This is a genomic window from Citrobacter sp. CK202, assembly GCF_030333225.1.
In the GTDB taxonomy this organism is placed as follows: domain Bacteria; phylum Pseudomonadota; class Gammaproteobacteria; order Enterobacterales; family Enterobacteriaceae; genus Citrobacter_B; species Citrobacter_B koseri.
The window spans coordinates 574,374-594,268 of record NZ_JAOWGI010000025.1 but is presented as its reverse complement, the minus strand read 5'-3'; the positions used below and the strand labels follow the sequence as shown (position 1 = coordinate 594,268).

Annotated in this window: 15 protein-coding genes; 9 read left to right on the top strand and 6 right to left on the bottom strand. The window is 56.4% G+C overall.

From position 1 onward, the window contains the following. The first annotated feature begins 4 nt into the window (after positions 1-4). The 5 genes from bamC to ypfH all read left to right on the top strand — a co-directional run bounded on the left by bamC (position 5) and on the right by ypfH (position 5,739). Positions 5-1,039, top strand: coding sequence for an outer membrane protein assembly factor BamC (bamC, locus tag OGX84_RS12320; RefSeq protein WP_012131303.1), 1,035 nt, complete (start codon positions 5-7; stop codon positions 1,037-1,039). Positions 1,040-1,228: 189 nt separating this feature from the next. Further along, a complete protein-coding gene (gene purC, locus OGX84_RS12315) occupies positions 1,229-1,942 on the top strand; it encodes a phosphoribosylaminoimidazolesuccinocarboxamide synthase (RefSeq protein WP_012131304.1) in 714 nt (237 codons plus the stop codon). Positions 1,943-2,072: 130 nt separating this feature from the next. Further along, a complete protein-coding gene (gene ypfJ / locus OGX84_RS12310; protein WP_024130129.1) occupies positions 2,073-2,936 on the top strand; it encodes a KPN_02809 family neutral zinc metallopeptidase in 864 nt (287 codons plus the stop codon). Positions 2,937-2,951: 15 nt separating this feature from the next. Further along, positions 2,952-4,967, top strand: coding sequence for a tRNA(Met) cytidine acetyltransferase TmcA (locus OGX84_RS12305; protein ID WP_286458040.1), 2,016 nt, complete (start codon positions 2,952-2,954; stop codon positions 4,965-4,967). Positions 4,968-5,040: 73 nt separating this feature from the next. After that, positions 5,041-5,739: an esterase gene (ypfH, locus tag OGX84_RS12300; protein WP_058667868.1), complete on the top strand. Its 699-nt coding sequence runs from the start codon at positions 5,041-5,043 to the stop codon at positions 5,737-5,739. A 104-nt stretch (positions 5,740-5,843) separates the two neighbouring features. Here ypfH and OGX84_RS12295 read toward each other — a convergent pair whose 3' ends face one another. Genes OGX84_RS12295 through OGX84_RS12285 form a run of 3 tightly spaced genes read right to left on the bottom strand, consistent with a single transcriptional unit; the run spans position 5,844 to position 7,559 of the window. Beyond that, entirely contained in the window at positions 5,844-6,044 is a 201-nt protein-coding gene (locus tag OGX84_RS12295; protein WP_012131308.1) for a YpfN family protein, read from the bottom strand. 27 nt (positions 6,045-6,071) lie between these two features. Next, positions 6,072-7,199 (bottom strand): succinyl-diaminopimelate desuccinylase, encoded by a 1,128-nt coding sequence (dapE, locus tag OGX84_RS12290; RefSeq protein WP_012131309.1) that lies wholly within the window; start codon positions 7,197-7,199, stop codon positions 6,072-6,074. 3 nt (positions 7,200-7,202) lie between these two features. After that, the gene (locus OGX84_RS12285; RefSeq protein WP_012131310.1) at positions 7,203-7,559 is read right to left on the bottom strand and encodes an ArsC family reductase; all 357 of its coding nucleotides are present in this window, start codon (positions 7,557-7,559) and stop codon (positions 7,203-7,205) included. A 410-nt stretch (positions 7,560-7,969) separates the two neighbouring features. Here OGX84_RS12285 and ypfM point away from each other — a divergent pair, with 410 nt between their 5' ends. Further along, the gene (gene ypfM, locus OGX84_RS12280; protein WP_001386977.1) at positions 7,970-8,029 is read left to right on the top strand and encodes a protein YpfM; all 60 of its coding nucleotides are present in this window, start codon (positions 7,970-7,972) and stop codon (positions 8,027-8,029) included. Between the two features lie 73 nt (positions 8,030-8,102). Here the strand turns inward: ypfM and acrD are convergent, their stop codons facing one another. Continuing rightward, positions 8,103-11,216 (bottom strand): multidrug efflux RND transporter permease AcrD, encoded by a 3,114-nt coding sequence (gene acrD, locus OGX84_RS12275; RefSeq protein ID WP_012131312.1) that lies wholly within the window; start codon positions 11,214-11,216, stop codon positions 8,103-8,105. A gap of 185 nt (positions 11,217-11,401) precedes the next feature. Next, the gene (gene narQ / locus OGX84_RS12270; RefSeq protein WP_104868364.1) at positions 11,402-13,102 is read right to left on the bottom strand and encodes a nitrate/nitrite two-component system sensor histidine kinase NarQ; all 1,701 of its coding nucleotides are present in this window, start codon (positions 13,100-13,102) and stop codon (positions 11,402-11,404) included. A 218-nt stretch (positions 13,103-13,320) separates the two neighbouring features. Between narQ and aegA the strand changes: the two genes are divergently transcribed. From aegA to OGX84_RS12255, 3 genes are all read left to right on the top strand, one after another. Next, positions 13,321-15,294 (top strand): formate-dependent uric acid utilization protein AegA, encoded by a 1,974-nt coding sequence (gene aegA / locus OGX84_RS12265; protein ID WP_104868365.1) that lies wholly within the window; start codon positions 13,321-13,323, stop codon positions 15,292-15,294. Positions 15,295-15,385: 91 nt separating this feature from the next. Beyond that, positions 15,386-15,961, top strand: a complete 576-nt coding sequence (gene nudK / locus OGX84_RS12260; RefSeq protein WP_049009707.1) for a GDP-mannose pyrophosphatase NudK — start codon at positions 15,386-15,388, stop codon at positions 15,959-15,961. A gap of 126 nt (positions 15,962-16,087) precedes the next feature. Further along, positions 16,088-17,131, top strand: a complete 1,044-nt coding sequence (locus OGX84_RS12255) for a DUF1176 domain-containing protein (protein ID WP_058667861.1) — start codon at positions 16,088-16,090, stop codon at positions 17,129-17,131. A 759-nt stretch (positions 17,132-17,890) separates the two neighbouring features. On the opposite strand, the gene tkt is transcribed toward OGX84_RS12255, so the two are convergent. Further along, a complete protein-coding gene (tkt, locus tag OGX84_RS12250) occupies positions 17,891-19,885 on the bottom strand; it encodes a transketolase (protein ID WP_058667858.1) in 1,995 nt (664 codons plus the stop codon). Positions 19,886-19,895: the final 10 nt, after the last annotated feature.

Sequence of the window (19,895 nt, the reverse complement as noted above, 5' to 3'; positions counted from 1 at the left end):
TTTGATGGCTTACTCAGTACAAAAGTCGCGCCTGGCCAGGGTTGCGGGTGTTTCGCTCATTATGCTGCTCGCGGCCTGTAGCTCTGACTCGCGCTACAAGCGCCAGGTGAGCGGTGATGAATCCTATCTGGAAGCCGCGCCGCTTGCTGAACTTCATGCGCCAGCAGGGATGATTCTGCCGGTAACGACGGGCGACTATAACATTCCGGTGACCAACGGCAGCGGCGCTGTCGGCAAAGCGCTGGACATTCGTCCGCCTGCTCAGCCGTTAGCGCTGGTGACCGGCGCGCGTACCCAGTTTACGGGCGATACCGCAACCTTGCTGGTGGAAAATGGTCGCAATACCAACCTGTGGCCGCAGGTTGTCAGTGTGATTCAGTCCAAAAACTACACGATTGAAAAACGTGATGACGCCAGCCAGACCCTGACGACCGATTGGGTTGAATGGAACCGTCTGGATGAAGACCAGCAGTACCGTGGACGTTATCAAATCTCGGTGAAACCGCAGGGTTATCAGCAGGCTGTAACGGTGAAACTGGTGAATCTGGAACAGGCTGGCAAGCCTGCCGCAGATGCCGCTTCGCTACAGCGTTATAGTGCTGAGATGATGAACGTAATCTCGGCGGGTCTGGATAAAACCGCCACCGACGCTGCGAACGCCGCGCAAAACCGTTCTGCCGCCACGATGGATGTGCAGAGCGCCGCAGATGACACCGGTTTGCCAATGCTGGTCGTCCGTGGGCCGTTCAACGTGGTGTGGCAGCGTCTGCCAGCCGCGCTTGAAAAAGTGGGCATGAAAGTGACCGACAGCACGCGTTCTCAGGGCAGCCTGGCAGTGACCTACAAACCGCTGTCTGACAGCGGCTGGCAGGATCTGGGCGCAACCGATCCGGGGCTGTCGTCCGGCGACTATAAATTGCAGGTGGGCGATTTAGACAACCGCAGTAGCCTACAGTTTATCGATCCGAAGGGGCATACCCTGACGCAGAGCCAGAACGACGCGCTGGTTGCCGTCTTCCAGGCAGCGTTCAGCAAGTAAAAATTGAGGGGCTGGAGCAATCCAGCCCTTTTTTCTGATATGATACGCAAACGTGTGCGTCAGCAGAAAAACGCAATTTTTACCGTAATTTCGCCCCCAGGCTGTAGGTCGGATAAGGCAACGCCGCCATCCGGCAAAGTGTGGCAGAAAATGAATTTTTATCGTTAATTCACACCAGGAGTAATAAAGATGCAAAAGCAAGCTGAGTTGTATCGTGGTAAAGCGAAGACCGTATACAGCACGGAAAACCCGGACCTGTTGGTGCTCGAATTCCGCAATGATACGTCAGCAGGGGATGGCGCGCGCATTGAACAGTTTGATCGCAAAGGGATGGTGAACAACAAGTTTAACCATTTCATCATGACCAAACTGGCAGAAGCGGGCATCCCGACCCAGATGGAGCAGCTGCTGTCCGATACCGAGTGTCTGGTGAAAAAGCTGGATATGGTGCCGGTCGAGTGCGTGGTGCGTAACCGTGCGGCTGGTTCTCTGGTCAAGCGTCTGGGCATTGAAGAAGGCATCGAACTGAACCCGCCGCTGTTCGACCTGTTCCTGAAAAACGATGCGATGCACGATCCGATGGTCAACGATTCTTACTGCGAAACCTTCGGCTGGGTGAGCAAAGAGAATCTGGCGCGCATGAAAGAGCTGACCTACAAAGCCAACGACGTGCTGAAAAAGCTGTTTGACGATGCCGGTCTGATCCTGGTCGATTTCAAACTGGAGTTTGGTCTGTACAAAGGCGAAGTAGTGCTGGGCGATGAATTTTCCCCGGACGGCAGCCGCCTGTGGGACAAAGAGACGCTGGATAAAATGGACAAAGACCGTTTCCGCCAGAGTCTGGGCGGCCTGATCGAAGCCTATGAAACCGTCGCACGTCGCCTGGGCGTGCAGTTAGATTAATTCTTCCCCCGTCAGCATCAACCGGAGAGTCAACGCTCTCCGGTTTTTATCTACCACCATTATTCTAATGGTAATCTTGCGCTGAACCGCCTACGATCATCATCATAATGAATAGTATGTTGAGGTGATTATGCGCTGGCAAGGGCGTCGTGAAAGTGACAATGTAGAAGACAGACGCAATAGCTCCGGCGGCCCGTCAATGGGCGGGCCGGGTTTTCGTTTGCCCAGCGGCAAAGGCGGAATCATTCTGCTGATTGTCGTGCTGGTGGCGGGCTATTACGGGGTGGATCTTACCGGTTTAATGACCGGGCAGCCGATTTCTCAGCAGGAAACGACGCGTTCGATCAGTCCAAATGACGACGAGGCCGCGAAGTTTACCTCCGTCATTCTGGCGACCACAGAAGATACCTGGGGTCAGCAGTTTGAGAAAATGGGGCGCACATATCAGCAGCCTAAGCTGGTGATGTACCGTGGCGCGACGCGCACAGGATGCGGTGCGGGTCAGTCCGTAATGGGGCCGTTCTATTGCCCGGCGGATGGCACGGTCTACATCGATCTTTCCTTCTACGATGACATGAAAAACAAACTGGGCGCGGATGGCGATTTTGCCCAGGGTTACGTTATCGCCCACGAAGTGGGGCACCATGTGCAAAAACTGCTGGGCATCGAACCGAAGGTCCGTCAGCTGCAACAGACCGCATCGCAAGCGGAAGTGAACCGACTCTCCGTACGTATGGAGCTACAGGCGGATTGCTTCGCGGGCGTCTGGGGGCACAACATGCAGCAACAGGGCGTGCTGGAATCCGGCGATCTGGAAGAAGCGTTGAATGCGGCGCAGGCGATTGGCGACGATCGTCTGCAACAACAAAGTCAGGGACGCGTGGTGCCGGACAGCTTCACTCACGGCACTTCCGAGCAGCGCTATACCTGGTTTAAACGCGGTTTTGATAGCGGCGATCCGGCGCAATGTAATACCTTCGGCAAAGGTTTTTAACATACCGGGGCAGGGATGTCTGACAATGACGCATTGCGGGCGCTAACCGCACAAATGGCGCAGGAAGGGATTCGTCGGCTGCTGGTGCTCAGCGGCGATGCGTCCTGGTGTCGTGAACGGGCGCTGGCGCTGCGAGAAGCATTGGCTGGTGACTGGCTGTGGGTGGCAACTGATGCGCCCGCCGCGCCGCACTGTACGCCGCAGGCGTTACAAACGCTACTGGGACGCGAGTTCCGCCACGCGGTTTTTGATGCGCAGTTGGGGTTTGATGCCTCGGCATTTGCGGCGCTGAGCGGCACGCTGCGAGCCGGAAGCTGGCTGGTGCTGCTGACGCCGCCGTATTCTGCATGGGAATCCCGTCCCGATGCGGATTCGCTGCGCTGGAGCGACTGCCCGCAACCTGTTGCAACGCCACATTTTATCCAGCACCTCAAACGCGTGATGTCCCGTGACGAGCAGACGCTGCACTGGCAGCAGTCTCAACCGTTTTCATGGCCGCGCTTTCCTGCCCGTCCCCACTGGCGACCCGCTACGGGTGAACCACAGCCTGAGCAGGCCGCGATTTTGCAGCATCTGCTGCGGATGCCGCCCGGCGTGGCCGTCGTTACGGCGGCGCGTGGGCGGGGTAAATCGGCGCTGGCCGGGCAGTTAATTTCGCGGATGAGCGGGACGGCCATTGTAACTGCGCCGTCGAAAGCGGCGACGGACGTGCTGGCGCAGTTTGCCGGTGAGAAATTTCGCTTTCTCGCTCCTGATGCGCTGTTGGCGGGTACGGAGACGGCCGACTGGCTGATTGTCGATGAAGCGGCGGCAATCCCTGCGCCGCTGCTGCATCGCCTGGCGTCGCGTTTTTCACGCATATTGTTGACCACCACCGTTCAGGGCTATGAAGGGACGGGACGCGGTTTTCTGCTGAAGTTCTGCGCCCGTTTTCCTCATCTCCGGCGTTTTGAACTGCGACAGCCTGTTCGCTGGGCGCAGGGGTGCCCGCTGGAACAATGGGTCGGCGAAGCGCTGATATTCGACGACGAGACGTTTGCCCATGCGCCGCAGGGGGCGATTCGGTTCTCCGCTTTTACGCAGGCGCTCTGGCATACCGGGCCGACGCAGCCGCTGGCGGTGTATCAGCTGCTTTCCGGCGCGCACTACCGCACCTCTCCGCTCGATCTGCGCCGTATGATGGATGCGCCGGGGCAGCATTTTCTCGGCGCTTTTACGGCTGAACGAGTGGCGGGGGCCGCCTGGCTGGTGGAAGAGGGCGGACTATCGGCCGCGATGAGCCAGGCCGTGTGGGCGGGCTATCGTCGCCCGCGCGGAAATCTTGTCGCGCAGTCGTTGGCCGCTCATGGCGGCGATCCGCTGGCGGCGACGCTGACCGGGCGTCGGGTGAGCCGTATTGCCATCCACCCGGCCCGCCAGCGGGAAGGGATTGGGCAGCAGCTGATCGCTGAAGCATACGACGGCGCCAGCCAGTGCGACTATCTCTCCGTCAGTTTTGGTTATACCGCCGAACTCTGGCGATTCTGGCAGCGTTGCGGTTTTGTACTGGTGCGGATGGGGAACCACAAGGAGGCGAGCAGCGGCTGTTATACGGCGATGGCTTTGCTGCCCATCAGCGAGGCCGGCGCGCGGCTGGCGCACCGCGAGCACCAGCGTCTGCGCCGGGATGCGGAGATCCTTGCTCGCTGGAACGGCGAAGCGATCCCGGTTATCCCGCTGAAAGCGTCTACGCTTAATGATGATGACTGGGATGAACTGGCGGGCTTTGCGTTTGCCCATCGACCGTTGCTCACGTCGTTAGGCTGTCTGAGTCGACTGCTTGAGTGCTGCGAGCTGGCGCTCCCCGCGCTGCGTGGACGCCTGGAGGAGAAGTGCAGCGACGCGAATCTTTGTATCCGGCTGGGTTTGCCTGGGCGTAAAGCGCTGCTTGTCGCTCAGCGTCGGGAAGTCGCCCATGCGCTTACCGCGCTGGATGACGAACGGGCGCAGCGGTTACGCGAACGCGTTTTGCAATGGCAATTTTTTCACTAACTCCTTCAATTTCCTGGCATGGTCATTGTGATTAAGCGGCGTAGAATCTGTTCTATCAGTTAAGGAGATCGCCATGAAACATGACCATTTTGTTGTTCAAAGCCCCGATAAACCCGCGAAACAACTGCTGTTGCTGTTTCATGGCGTGGGCGATAACCCGGTCTCAATGGGAGAAATTGGCTCCTGGTTCGCACCGTTATTTCCAGAGGCGCTGGTGGTCAGCATTGGCGGCGCGGAACCTTGTGGCCCGGCGCCTGGGCGTCAGTGGTTTTCGGTTCAGGATGTGACGGAAGAGAACCGCCAGGCGCGGGTTGATGCGATTATGCCGGTGTTTATCGAGACGGTTCGCTACTGGCAGAAACAGAGCGGCGTTGGGCCGGAGGCTACCGCGCTGATTGGGTTTTCGCAGGGGGCGATTATGTCTCTTGAAAGCATCAAGGCCGAGCCGGGTCTGGCATCGCGCGTGATTGCTTTCAACGGACGCTACGCCAGCTTGCCGGAAACCGCCACGACCGCCACAACGGTACATTTGATTCACGGCGGTGAAGACCGGGTGATTGAGTTATCTCATGCGGTTGCCGCACAGGAAGCGTTAGTCCGTGCCGGAGGCGATGTGACGCTGGATATCGTCGAGGATTTAGGCCATGCGATTGACGATCGCAGTATGCAGTTTGCGCTTGACCATTTGCGCTATACCGTGCCGAAACACTACTTTGATGAAGCGTTGAGCGGCGGTAAGCCGAATGATGATGATATTATTGAAATGATATAAGCCGGAACTGAACCGTAGGCCGGATAGGGCAAAGCCGCCATCCGGCATTCAGACTGTATGTTGCCTGATGGCGACACGCTTATCAGGCCTACAGGTTTATCTGACTATTTCTTTGGCTGATCTTTCTTCGGCCAGTCGTCGTCATCGTCCCACTTATCGTTAAAATCACGATGCGGGGGCAGCTCCGGTTTATTGGCGAGGAATTTTTTGTGATCGACCCGCTTGAGGTCTTTGATCACATTGATCAGTACGCCCACCAAAAACACCAGCACCAGAATCCACCAATATTTTGCCAGCCAGTCCATGCTTATTTCCTCTTACAGGAACACGCGTCAGGCGACGAGTTGTTCCATAATACGTTGATACATGCGGGCAAGCAGTTGCAGATCGGCTGCATTAACACATTCATTAATTTTATGAATGGTGGCGTTGACCGGCCCGAGTTCGACTACCTGCGCCCCCATACGCGCAATAAAACGCCCGTCGGACGTTCCACCCGTAGTGAGTAACTGCGGTTTTATCTCATTATAGTGCTCAATGGCGTTCACCACCGCATCCACCAGCTTGCCGCGCGCCGTCAGGAACGGCTGGCCGGAAAGCCACCAGTCCACCGTGTAGCGTAATTGATGTTTATCCAGCAGCGCGTGAACGCGCTCTTTGAGAGTCTCATCGGTCAGTTCGGTGCTGAAGCGGAAATTGAACTGAATAAACAGCTCGCCCGGAATGACGTTATTGCTGCCGGTGCCAGCCTGAATGTTGGCAATCTGCATACTGGTCGCCGGGAAAAATTCATTTCCCTGATCCCACTCGATCGCCACCAGTTCATTCAACATCGGCGCTGCGCGATGCACCGGGTTATCCGCCAGATGGGGATAAGCGACGTGCCCCTGCACACCGTGGATCGTCAGGTTACAGGTCAGCGACCCGCGACGGCCATTCTTGACCACATCACCGACGATTTCAGTGCTGGACGGTTCGCCGACCAGGCAATAATCCAGACGTTCGTTACGCGCCATCAGCGTTTCGACCACCTTCACGGTGCCGTTTTTCGCGCTGGCTTCTTCATCCGAGGTGATAAGGAACGCCAGACGCCCCTGATGATCTGGATGCTGGGCGACAAAACGTTCAGCCGCAACGACCATCGCCGCCAGAGAGCCTTTCATGTCTGCCGCACCACGGCCAAACAGCATTCCGTCGCGGATTGTCGGTTCAAAAGGCGGGTTGATCCAGCGATCGACATCACCCGCAGGTACGACATCGGTATGCCCGGCAAAAGCCAGCGTTTCGCCTTGTCCGCGCCATGCCCAAAAATTCTGTGTATCGCCAAAATCCATATGCTCAACGGTAAAACCGATTGCACGCAGGCGTTCAATCATTAACGCCTGGCATCCTGCGTCATCTGGACTCAGGGAAGGGCGGCGAATAAGCTGCTGTGTCAGCTCAATAACCGGGCACGACATAGACTACACCTCATCAAAAAACTGCTGATAACTGGATTCGCTAAAACCCAGCAGCATAGGCTTCCCGGTCGCACAGAGCAATGGGCGTTTGATAATTGCTGGCATTTCAGTCATTAATGCTGCGGCGGACGCCGCATCCGTGATGCCGTTACGCGTGGCTTCATCAAGTTTACGCCATGTCGTTCCGCGCGTATTCAGCAAGGGCTGCCAGCCTGACTCCGCAATAAACGTATTCAATAACGCGGCATCGATTCCGTCTGCGCGGTAATCGTGAAAGCGGTAGTCAATACCGTGAGCCTCCAGCCAGCGTCGCGCCTTTTTAATCGTGTCACAATTTTTGATGCCGTAGACGGTGATCATGTTGAATCCTTTTACGCGAATTACGAATAATTAAGCAATATTATCGTGGTATCCGTCAGTGCGGAACTGCCATATACCGGTTATTTATCATGACATAATAAACGGTAAATATAACATTGTTGAACTCTTGTGAATAATAATTCTGAAATGTTGCTTAATAAGCATCTCATCGGGAAGTATAAATCCAGCGAGCTGCAATAGGCTGTTTCTTAACTGAAATGAGCGCGGTTTTCAGAAGTGGATTAATGTTTCAAAATATTGCAGTAAGTCACATAAAATTTATGGTTACAGGGTCATAGTAATGCCATGAACCCCATTCACCGGAGGATGTAATCACTGCAATCGGTTAAATTATCTTCTCTTGAGGATAATGTTTTCGTAGAATAGCCATAATAATAAGAGAGGTTGTTATGATTGAACGTGAACTGGGGAACTGGAAAGATTTTATCGAAGTTATGCTTCGCAAATAAATTTCTGGAAGATATCCTGATCCTGAAAAGGATAAGAAAAAGGCGACTCAAAGTAAGTCGCCTTTTTTGTGTCTTATTCCGGCTTCGGTTTCAGCGGGAAGCGGCGACGCACCAGCACAAAGAACAGCGGTACGAAGTAAATCGCCAGGATGGTGGCGGAGATCATCCCGCCCATGACGCCTGTCCCGACGGCATGCTGGCTCCCGGAACCCGCCCCGTTGCTAATCGCCATCGGCAGCACCCCGAAAATAAAGGCCAGAGAGGTCATCAGAATTGGGCGTAAACGCTGGCGGCAGGCATGCAGCGTGGCATCCAGCAGATCGTGGCCTTTCTCGTTCATCTCATTGGCGAATTCGACAATCAGGATTGCGTTTTTCGCGGAAAGGCCGATCACCGTTAGCAACCCGACCTGGAAGTAAACGTCATTTTCCAGGCCGCGCATCCAGGTGGCGAGCAGCGCGCCAATGACGCCCAGCGGCACCACCAGCATAACCGAGAACGGAACCGACCAGCTTTCATACAGCGCGGCCAGGCACAGGAAAACGACCAGCAGCGAAATGGCGTACAGCGCAGGTGCCTGCGCGCCAGAGAGGCGTTCCTGATAAGACATCGCCGTCCATTCAAGCCCAAATCCCGTTGGCAACTGGCGAACCAGCGACTCCATTACATCCATTGCCGTACCGGTACTGACGCCAGGCGCCGCTTCGCCGACAATCTCGACCGCCGAGTAGCCGTTATAGCGCTCCAGACGCGGAGAGCCCGTTTCCCAGCGTGACGTCGCAAAGGCGGAGAAAGGCACCATGCCGCCGTCTTTATTACGCACATACCAGAGATTGATATCGTCCGGCAGCATGCGGTATTTCGCCGCCGCCTGTACATAGACCTTCTTCACGCGACCCCGGTCCATAAAGTCATTGACGTAACTGGAGCCCCATGCGGTTTGCAGCGTGTCATTGATGTCGTCGATAGAGACGCCCAGCGCCTGGGCTTTGCGCTGATCGATATCAATTTGCAACTGCGGACTGTCGTCCAGACCATTGTGACGCACGCGGGTCAGCGCACTGTCCTGCGCCGCCAGCTCAATCAACCGATCGCGTGCGGCCATTAAGGCATCGTGACCGGCGCCCGCGTGGTCCTGAAGTTCCATATCAAACCCTGCGGAACTGCCCAGACCGCTGATTGCCGGTGGACTGCTGGCGTAAACGCGCGCTTCTTTAATCTTGTTAAAGGCTTTCGTGGCGCGTTCAATAATGGCAAACGAGGTGCCGGTCGTGGCGTTGCGTTCGTCCCAGTCTTTTAAGCGGACAAACATGCGCGCCACGTTTTGACCGTTCCCGCCAGGCCCCGATCCCACCGTCGAGAAGACGGACATGACGTTGTCTTTCTCCTGGGTGAAGTAATATTTTTCAACTTCCTGCACCACTTTTAAGGTCTGCTGCTGCGTGGAGCCGCTTGGCAACTGTACCGAGGTAATAAACATCCCACGGTCTTCCTGCGGCAAGAAGGAGGTCGGCAGACGCAGGAACAGCACCACCATCGCGCCGAGCAACAGAACGTAGATCAGTATCCAGCGCAGGCTGCGATGCAGGATCTTCGCAACGCCTTTCTCGTAGCGTTCAGCGTTGCGGTTGAACGTCCGGTTAAACCAGCCGAAGAAGCCTTTCTGTCCGTGATGCTCGCCTTTGTGCAGGGGTTTTAGCAGCGTGGCGCACAGGGCGGGCGTCAGGATCATCGCCACCAGCACGGAGAGCACCATCGCGGCGACAATCGTGATGGAGAACTGGCGATAGATAGCCCCGGTCGTACCGCCAAAGAAAGCCATCGGCACAAATACGGCTGACAGCACCATCGCGATACCAACCAGCGCCCCTTGTATCTGCCCCATCGATTTTCTGGTGGCTTCGCGCGGCGAAAGACCTTCCTCGCTCATGATGCGCTCGACGTTTTCCACCACCACGATGGCGTCATCGACCAGCAGGCCGATCGCCAGCACCATCGCGAACATCGTCAGCGTGTTAATGCTGTAGTCGAAGGCATACAGGACGGAGAACGTCCCCATCAATACCACCGGTACGGCGATAGTGGGGATCAACGTGGCGCGGAAGTTTTGCAGGAACAGGTACATCACCAGGAACACCAGCGCGATGGCTTCCAGCAGGGTTTTCACCACATCGATAATCGAGGCTTTGACGAAGGAGGTGGTTTCATACGCCACCTTATACTCCAGACCGTGCGGGAAGTATTCGGCCAGCTCGTCCAGGCGGTTAAGCACCAGTTTGGCGGTTTCCATTTCGTTGGCGCCAGAGGCCAGTTTTACCCCCAGACCGGAGGCCGGATTACCGTTGAAGCGGCTGAGATAATCATATTTTTCAGCGCCCATTTCGACGGTCGCCACATCGCCCAGCTTGACCTCTGAACCATCCTGGTTGACGCGCAGCGTGATATCACGGAACTGCTCGGGCGTTTGCAGCAGCGACTGGGCGTTGATTGTCGCATTGAGCGCCTGCCTGTCGACCGAAGGCGTGCCGCCAAGCTGCCCGACGGCAATTTGCGCGTTCTGTGATTCGATGGCATCCGTGACATCTTTCGCGGTCATCTGGTAGCTGTTGAGTTTGGCCGGGTCCAGCCAGATACGCATCGAATATTGCGAACCGTAGGCGTCGATATCCCCCACGCCGTTTACGCGGCTGAGCGGGTCCTGGATATTACTGGCGACATAGTCGGCGATGTCCTGTTTATCCATTGAACCGTCGGTGGAGACAAACGCAATGGTCAGGATGTTGGTGTCCCCGGTTTTACGGACCGTGACGCCCTGGTTCTGTACCGCCTGCGGCAATTTACGCATTGCCGATTGCAGCTGGTTTTGTACCTGCTGGACGGCTTCATCGGGGTCGGTTCCGGCCACAAAACTGAGCGTCACCGTTGCCTGGCCCGTCCCACTGCTTTGCGACGACATATACATCAGATTATCGAGGCCGGTCATATTCTGTTCGATAACCTGAGTGACGGTATTCTCCAGCGTCTGCGCGGATGCCCCCGGATAATTCGCGGTAATGCGGACGTTTGGCGGCGCCAGGTCGGGGTATTGCTCTACGGGCAAAGAGAGAATGGCCAGGGTTCCCGTCAGACACAACAGGATTGCCAGCACCCAGGCAAAAATGGGGCGATCGATAAAGAAATTCGCCATTAAAGGAGGACCTCGTGTTTCTGCGTATAATTATTGGGTATGACCTGCTTCACTGTAGCGGCAAGGTACGTGTCAAACGTGGAGAAAAAAAGAAGATAATGTAAATTATCATGCACGTTTACAGCATACATTTTGTGCCAGTGCCGCCCTGTCTGTATTCCCGCCGTGCGGTGCTTTGCCGTTCTTTACGCTAATTGACCCTCTTCATCTTCCGATGAGCGAAAACTGATGCTGACCAGCGTCCCACCCCCTGACGGTTGCGAGAAATTCAGCGTGCCGCTAAGTCTTTCCGCACGCTCGCGCATAATGTTCAGACCGTAGTGTCCCGTTGGTTCGTTCGGTTCGCCAATGCCAACGCCGTTATCCCGAATATAGACCGTATGGTTGCCATCGGGGGCGGTGACGCAGCTAACGGCGATCTCCGTGGCGCTGGCGTGTTTAATCGCATTCAGCACCGCCTCGCGAACGATTTGTAACAGGTGCACCTGCATTTGCGCATCCAGCGCCAGCGTCGGTAAACGGCAATCCAGCGTCAGTTTCGCGGAGGTCTGGCTTTGCAGGGTATCCAGCATTTCATGCAGCGCAGAAGGTAAGTCGGCCTGCTGTAACGTCAGGCGGAAGGTGGTCAGCAGCTCGCGCAACTGACGATAAGCGTCGTTCAGCGCCCGGGAGAAATCCGCCATGATGCTTTGCGCGGGGAGATTATCTTCTGGAATTGAGCGCTTCAGCAGCGTCAACTGAATGCGCAAATAGGAGAGCACCTGCGCCAGTGAGTCATGCAGCTCGCGGGCGATAGTCGCGCGTTCTTCCATCAGCAGCAGTTGCTGGAAATGTTTTTGCGCCTGATTAAAGTACAAACCGCGCCCCAGCATGGTCGATACGCTGTGCAGCAGCGGGGTGGAGGCGCTGACGTTGGGGCTTTGCCAGTGCAGTTCGCCGTAGACCGTTTCCTGCATCGTGACCGGCAGAATCTGCATGGGCAAATCAGCGCTTTCCGCTCCTTCGCTGATCCGCCAGTTATCGCCCACGGTTAATTCCAGATAGTAAGCGGCGTCATGTTCGCGGACGATCTGTAAAATATGGCGGAAACAGTGAACGTCGATTTGGCTGGTATTGAGCGCCTGTGAGCACTGGTACAGCACTTCCAGACGGCGGTTGGCTTCGTGCAGATCGTGGGTTTTTTCTTCTACCGAAGCCTCGAGAGAGCGGTACAGCTTATGCAACTCGCTCGACATCTGGCTAAACGTTTTGGCCAGCAGCCCCAGCTCATTCGGCAAGTGGGTATTCAGCGGCGGGATGTCGAACTGACCATGTTCAATGTGCTGGCTGGCGGCGACCAGTTGGTTAAGCGGCTGGACTACCTGCTGGCGAATACGCCGCAGGGTGAAAAAGACCAGCGTGAAGATCCCGATACCGCCCGCCAGCGATATGCCGACCACCAGCATCACCTTACGCTCGGCATAGTGTTGCAGCGCCAGAACGAAGAGATCAATCTGATCGACATAGTTATTAATATTGGCGCGATACCACTTTATATCCGCATCCACCAGTCTCGTGTTCATCTCCAGCCAGTTCGCATGCAGTTGCCCATAACGGCTTTTAACCGTCTGCGGGACGTACCAGGCGTTCAGGTTACTTAACGCGGGAGAGTTGAGCGCTTGCTGAAAAAGCTGACGGTGCGCGTTCAATTGCGGACTGCCGCTTTGCAGATCGTAACCCAGCCGGTAGCTCTGCATACGCAGTGAACCGGCCACGTTAATGGCCTCGGCATCCCGCAAACTGCTCGCCAGCGTCAGCAGGGCGATACCGGTTGAGAGAATCGACAGCAGCACAATGTAAAAAAAGGCCCGGGCCAGGCTGGCCGAGACAGGGCGTTTGACGACCACGCGCGTAATCCCCGAAAAATATGCTCACAGTGAACGGATAAATATTGGCAAGTGTAACTGAAACGCAATTTCACCAGCGATGAAATAAATTGATCTGCCACAGGTTCTGGATAAATAGTTGTGCGTCCTGGGCAAATGAACATTGCCGACCCCTTCGGCGTCGGTTAATAACATTCATATAAAGAATAAGGTTTTTGCCACCAAAACAGAAGGACGCCATGAATCGTTTTATTATGGCCAATAGCCAACAGTGCCTGGGATGCCATGCCTGTGAGGTCGCTTGCGTAATGGCCCACAATGATGAGCAACACGTACTGCACCAGCGGCATTTTCAGCCCCGAATTACGGTGATCAAACATCAGCATCAGCGCAGCGCGGTAACCTGCCACCACTGCGAGGATGCGCCTTGTGCCAGGAGTTGCCCAAATGGCGCAATCCGTCATGTCAAAGACAGCGTTCAGGTCAACCAGCAAAAATGTATCGGCTGTAAATCCTGCGTGGTTGCCTGTCCCTTCGGCACAATGCAGATAATCCTCACGCCAACAGGCCAGGATCAGGTCAAAGCCACGGCGCACAAATGCGATTTGTGTCTGGATCGCGAAGGCGGCCCGGCCTGTGTTGAAAACTGCCCGGCAGATGCGTTGCAATTGGTAACGGAAGCGTCGCTGACCCGGCTGTCGAAAGCGCGGCGTCTGCGCACCGCGCGTCAGGAAAATCAGCCCTGGCATGCCTGTGCGACGGGAGTCACTCCTGGTGCGCTCAATAAAGTCGAACAGATGCGGGCGACGCCCCCACGCGGCGAGCCGGATAAGCTGGCGATTGACGCGCGAAAAACCAGCTTTGATGAAATCTACCTGCCGTTTCGTACCGCGCAGGCTGAACGCGAAGCGGCCCGTTGCCTGAAGTGCGGTGAACACAGTATCTGCGAGTGGACGTGTCCGCTGCACAACCATATTCCGCAGTGGATTGAGCTGGTAAAAGCGGGAAACATTGACGATGCGGTGGCGCTGTCGCACCAGACTAACTGCCTGCCGGAAATTACCGGGCGCGTATGCCCGCAGGACAGGCTGTGCGAAGGCGCCTGTACGGTGCGCGATGAGTATGGCGCGGTGACGATCGGCAATATTGAACGCTACATTTCCGACCGGGCGCTGGACAAAGGCTGGCGGCCAGACCTGAGCGGCGTTCAGCAGCAGGATAAACGTGTGGCGATTATTGGCGCGGGCCCGGCCGGGCTGGCCTGCGCAGATGTGCTGGCGCGTCATGGCGTGAGCACGACCGTGTTCGATCGCCACCCTGAAATTGGCGGCCTGCTGACCTTTGGCATTCCCTCTTTTAAGCTGGATAAATCACTGCTGGCGCGCCGTCGCGAAATCTTCAGCGCGATGGGAATTCATTTTGAACTGAACTGCGAAGTCGGCAAAGACGTCAGGCTGGCGTCGCTGCTGGATGAGTACGATGCGGTTTTTGTCGGCGTCGGCACATACCGTTCCATGAAAGCCGACCTGCCAAACGAAGATGCGCCGGGCGTATATGATGCGCTGCCGTTCCTGATTGCCAACACGAAACAGGTTATGGGGCTGGATGAATTGCCTGACGAACCTTTTATCGACACCGCCGGGCTTAATGTTGTGGTGCTGGGCGGCGGCGATACCGCGATGGACTGCGTGCGTACCGCGCTGCGTCATGGCGCAAGCCAGGTGACCTGCGCATATCGTCGCGACGAGGCAAATATGCCGGGGTCGAAAAAAGAGGTAAAAAACGCGCGGGAAGAGGGGGCGAACTTTGAATTTAACGTACAGCCGGTTGAGCTGGTGCTGAATGCCGACGGTTGCGTCAGCGGCGTGCGTTTTTTACGTACTCAGCTTGGCGAACCCGATGCGCAGGGGCGTCGCCGCCCGATGCCCATCGCGGGCAGCGAGTTTGTCATGCCCGCTGATGCGGTAATTATGGCGTTTGGTTTTCATCCGCATGGTATGCCGTGGCTGGAGGCGCACGGTGTGAAAGTGGACGACTGGGGGCGCATTGCGGCAAATGTCGAAAGCGCGTTCCGTTACCAGACCAGTAATCCTAAAATCTTCGCGGGCGGTGACGCCGTGCGCGGCGCCGATCTGGTGGTGACGGCGATGGCGGAAGGGCGTCACGCCGCGCAGGGGATTATTCAGTGGCTGGGGATCATGCAAACCGGATAAGTCTCCATTCGGCGCGAGCAGCATGATAGCGCGCAGACAAAACCGACCTTGCGGCGTAAGATTACCTGTCTTCTTACGCTGTGGAGCCGGTATGTCGCAAAAAATTACTCTCATCAAAGACAAAGTTCTCTCTGATAACTACTTCATCCTGCGCAATATTACCTACGATCTGACCCGTAAAAATGGCGATGTGATTCGCCATAAGCGCGAGGTTTACGATCGCGGCAATGGCGCAACGATCCTGCTGTATAACCGCGAAAAACAAACCGTGGTGCTCATCCGCCAGTTTCGCGTTGCCACCTGGGTGAACGGCAATGAAAGCGGCCAGTTGATAGAAACCTGCGCCGGGCTGCTGGATAACGACGAGCCGGAAGCGTGCATTCGCAAAGAAGCGATTGAAGAGACCGGCTATGAAGTGGGTGAGGTGCGTAAACTGTTTGAGTTATACATGTCGCCTGGCGGCGTGACGGAACTGATTCACTTCTTCATTGCAGAATACAGCGACAGCCAGCGGGCAAACGCAGGCGGCGGTGTGGAAGATGAAGATATTGAGGTACTGGAACTGCCATTAACACAGGCGCTGGCGATGATCAAAACCGGTGAGATACGAGACGGTAAGACCGTGTTATTGCTCAATTATTTGCATTCTTCCTCGCTAATGGATTGATAAATAAGGTTTATATTTCTTTACATAATGATGCCGCTATCCGACAAATCTGATTGAGCCACAGGAGTCGCGCAAGGAAGATACCGCCTAAAGCCGTTTCGTTTTTCTTCTGGGGTTGTACCGTCCATGCGCAATCGCGTTATTTTCGTTTTCCTGCTCGGCCTGCTGCCGACGTCGCTGACGTGGGCGGCGCCAGCGCAGCAGACTTTTTCTGACTGGCAGGTCACCTGTAACAATCAGAACTTTTGCGTGGCGCGTAATACCGGCGAACATCGCGGGCTGGTGATGACGTTAAGCCGCAGCGCCGGGGCGCATACCGATGCGGTACTTCGCATTGATTTGGGGGGGCTGACCTCGCCCGGTGCGAAAGAGGCGGAGATTGCGCCGCGTCTGCTGCTGGATGAAAAACCGCTGCCGCTAAATGCCGGGCAATGGCGTATCACTCCCTGGCATCTGATGACGGACGACACCGCCACCATTGCCGCGTTTTTACAGACCATTCAGGAAGCCCAGGCGATTACCCTGAAAAAGGGAAAACAGACGATTTCTCTGGTGGGGCTTAAAGCTGCGCTGTTGTTTATCGACGCACAGCAAAAACGCGTTGGCAGCGAAACGGCGTGGATTGATAAAGGGAATGATCCACCGCTCAGCGTGCCGCCCGCGCCAGCGCTGAAAGGCGTGGCTATCGTCAACCCAACGCCGACGCCGCTTTCTTATGATGAACGCAACGATCTGCTGGATTACGGTAACTGGCGGATGAACAGTATTCACTGCTCGCTTGACCCGATGCGCCGGGAAGTGCGTGTCGCGGCCCTGACCGATGACAAAGCCCTGCTGATGACCGGTTGCGAAGCCGGAGCCTATAATACGGTCGATCTCGCGTGGATTGTCTCACGCAAAAAACCATTCGCCTCCCGCGCCGTACGGTTGCGTTTGCCCTTTAACTCCGGGGCTGAAAGCAATGATATGGAGCTGATGAACGCGGTTTTTGACGAGAAATCCCGGGAATTAATCACGCTGGCAAAAGGGCGTGGGTTGGCCGATTGCGGTATCCAGACGCGCTGGCGTTTTGACGGCCAGCGTTTTCGTCTGGTGCGTTATGCCGAAGAGCCAAGCTGCGATAACTGGCATGGGCCAGATGCCTGGCCCACGTTGTGGATCACACGTTAGGGGCGCCCGGTAGCGCTAACGCTTACCGGGCCTACGGGCCATTTTGTAGGCCGGATAAGACGCATTGCGTCGTCATCCGGCAAAGCGCCCGGTGGCGCTAACGCTTACCGGGCCTACGGACTGTTTTGTCGGCCGGATAAGACGCATCGCGTCGTCATCCGGCAAAGCGCCCGGTGGCGCTAACGCTTACCGGGCCTACGGGCCGTTTTGTAGGCCGGATAAGACGCCATCGCGTCGCCATCCGGCAGAGCGCCCGGAGGCGCTAACGCTTACCGGGCCTACGGGCTGTTTTGTAGGCCCGATAAGACGCATCGCGTCGCCATCCGGCAGGGCGCCCGGTGGCGCTAACGCTTACCGGGCCTACGGGCCATTTTGTAGGCCGGATAAGGCGCATCGCGTCGCCATCCGGCAGGGCGCCCGGTGGCGCTAACGCTTACCGGGCCTACGGGCCGTTTTGTAGGCCGGATAAGACGCATCGCGTCGTCATCCGGCAGAGCGCCCGGTGGCGCTAACGCTTACCGGGCCTACGGGCCATTTTGTAGGCCGGATAAGACGCATCGCGTCGCCATCCGGCAGGGCGCCCGGAGGCGCTAACGCTTACCGGGCCTACGGACCGTTTTGTTGGCCGGATAAGGCACATTGCGTTGCCATCCGGCAAAGCGCCCGGAGGCGCTAACGCTTACCGGGCCTACGGTCCATTTTGTAGGCCGGATAAGACGCATTGCGTCGCCATCCGGCTTCCGACACTCTCATCCATTTTTACGCTTTAAGCACCTTATGCGCTTTTTCGACGATATTCTCGACCGTAAAGCCGAAATAAGGGAACAGTTTTTCGGCCGGGGCCGATTCGCCATATCCCGTCATCCCGACAATCGCGCCTTTCAGCCCGACATATTTGTACCAGTAGTCGGCAATGCCTGCCTCAATCGCCACGCGAGCGGCAACGTTCGACGGCAGCACCGATTCACGATACGCCTCATCCTGAGCATCAAAAATATCCGTCGAAGGCAGGGACACCACCCGGACGTTATGGCCTTCTCCGGTTAGCTTTTCCGCCGCCAGCAGAGTGATTTCCATTTCAGACCCGGTGGCAATCAGGATCACATCCGGCTTACCGCCGCTGTCTTTCAGCACATAACCACCACGGGCGATCTCCTTCACCTGCTCCGGGGTACGCTCCACCTGCGCCAGATTCTGCCTTGAGAGAATCAGCGCCGTCGGGCCGGTATGGCGCTCAACCGCCAGCTTCCAGCCGACTGCCGCCTCAACCTGATCGCACGGACGCCAGGTGCTGAAATTTGGCGTCAGACGCAGGCTGGCCAGTTGCTCCACGGCCTGGTGCGTCGGCCCATCTTCACCCAGCCCGATGGAGTCGTGGGTATAAACCATGATCTGCCGGGCTTTCATCAACGCCGCCATTCGCGCCGCGTTACGGGCGTATTCCACAAACATCAGGAAGGTCGCGGTGTATGGCACGAATCCGCCGTGGTGGGCAATGCCGTTAGCAATGGCCGTCATACCAAATTCGCGCACGCCGTAGTGAATGTAATTCCCGGCCGGATCTTCTTTCAGCGACGTCGAACCTTTCCAGATAGTCAGGTTACTGGGCGCGAGATCCGCCGAGCCGCCGAGCAGTTCCGGCAGTATTGGGCCGTAGGCGTTCAGCGTATTTTGCGATGCCTTGCGGGTGGCGATTTTGGCCGGGTTGGCCTGCAATTCAGCAATGTATTTTCGCGTCGTGGTTTCCCAGGACTCTGGCAACTCGCCGCGCATTCGTCGGGTAAACGTTCTTGCCAGATCGGGATACGCTTTCTGATACGCCGCGAACTTCTCCTGCCATGCCTGCTGCGCTTTTTCACCTTTTTCACGCGCATCCCAGGCACGGTAAATCTCTTTCGGGATCTCAAAAGCAGGGTGATGCCAGCCCAGTTTCTGGCGGGTCAGCGCCACCTCTTCTTCTCCCAGCGCCGCGCCGTGAGACTCCTCTTTCCCGGCTTTATTCGGTGAGCCGAAGCCGATTACCGTCCGGCAAATAATCAACGACGGTTTGTCTTTTACACTCTGCGCTTCAAGAATCGCTTTCTTCACGGCTTCGGGATCGTGTCCGTCGATCTCATGCACTACATGCCAGTGATACGCTTCGAACCGTTTGGCGGTATCGTCGGTAAACCAGCCTTCGGTTTCGCCATCAATTGAGATGCCGTTGTGATCGTAGAAGCCGATTAGCTTGCCCAACCCCAGCGTACCCGCCAGCGAGCAGACTTCGTGCGAAATCCCCTCCATCAGGCAGCCATCGCCCATAAAGACATACGTGTAGTGATCGACGATGTCATGATCGGGCTGATTAAACTGCGCGGCCAGCGTGCGTTCGGCAATCGCCAGACCGACGGCATTCGCCAGTCCCTGACCTAATGGCCCGGTGGTGGTTTCAACGCCTGGCGTATAGCCGATTTCCGGGTGTCCCGGCGTTTTTGAATGGAGCTGACGGAAGTTTTTCAGCTCCTCGATTGGCAGATCGTAGCCGGTCAGGTGCAGCAGGCTGTAGAGCAGCATTGACGCGTGGCCGTTGGAAAGAATAAAGCGATCGCGGTCATACCAGGTGGGGTCGGTCGGGTTGTGGCGGAGAAAATCATTCCACAGCACTTCAGCAATATCCGCCATGCCCATCGGCGCGCCGGGATGACCGGAATTGGCTTTTTGTACGGCATCCATACTGAGCGCACGAATGGCATTGGCAAGGTCTTTTCGGGACATAAATCACTCC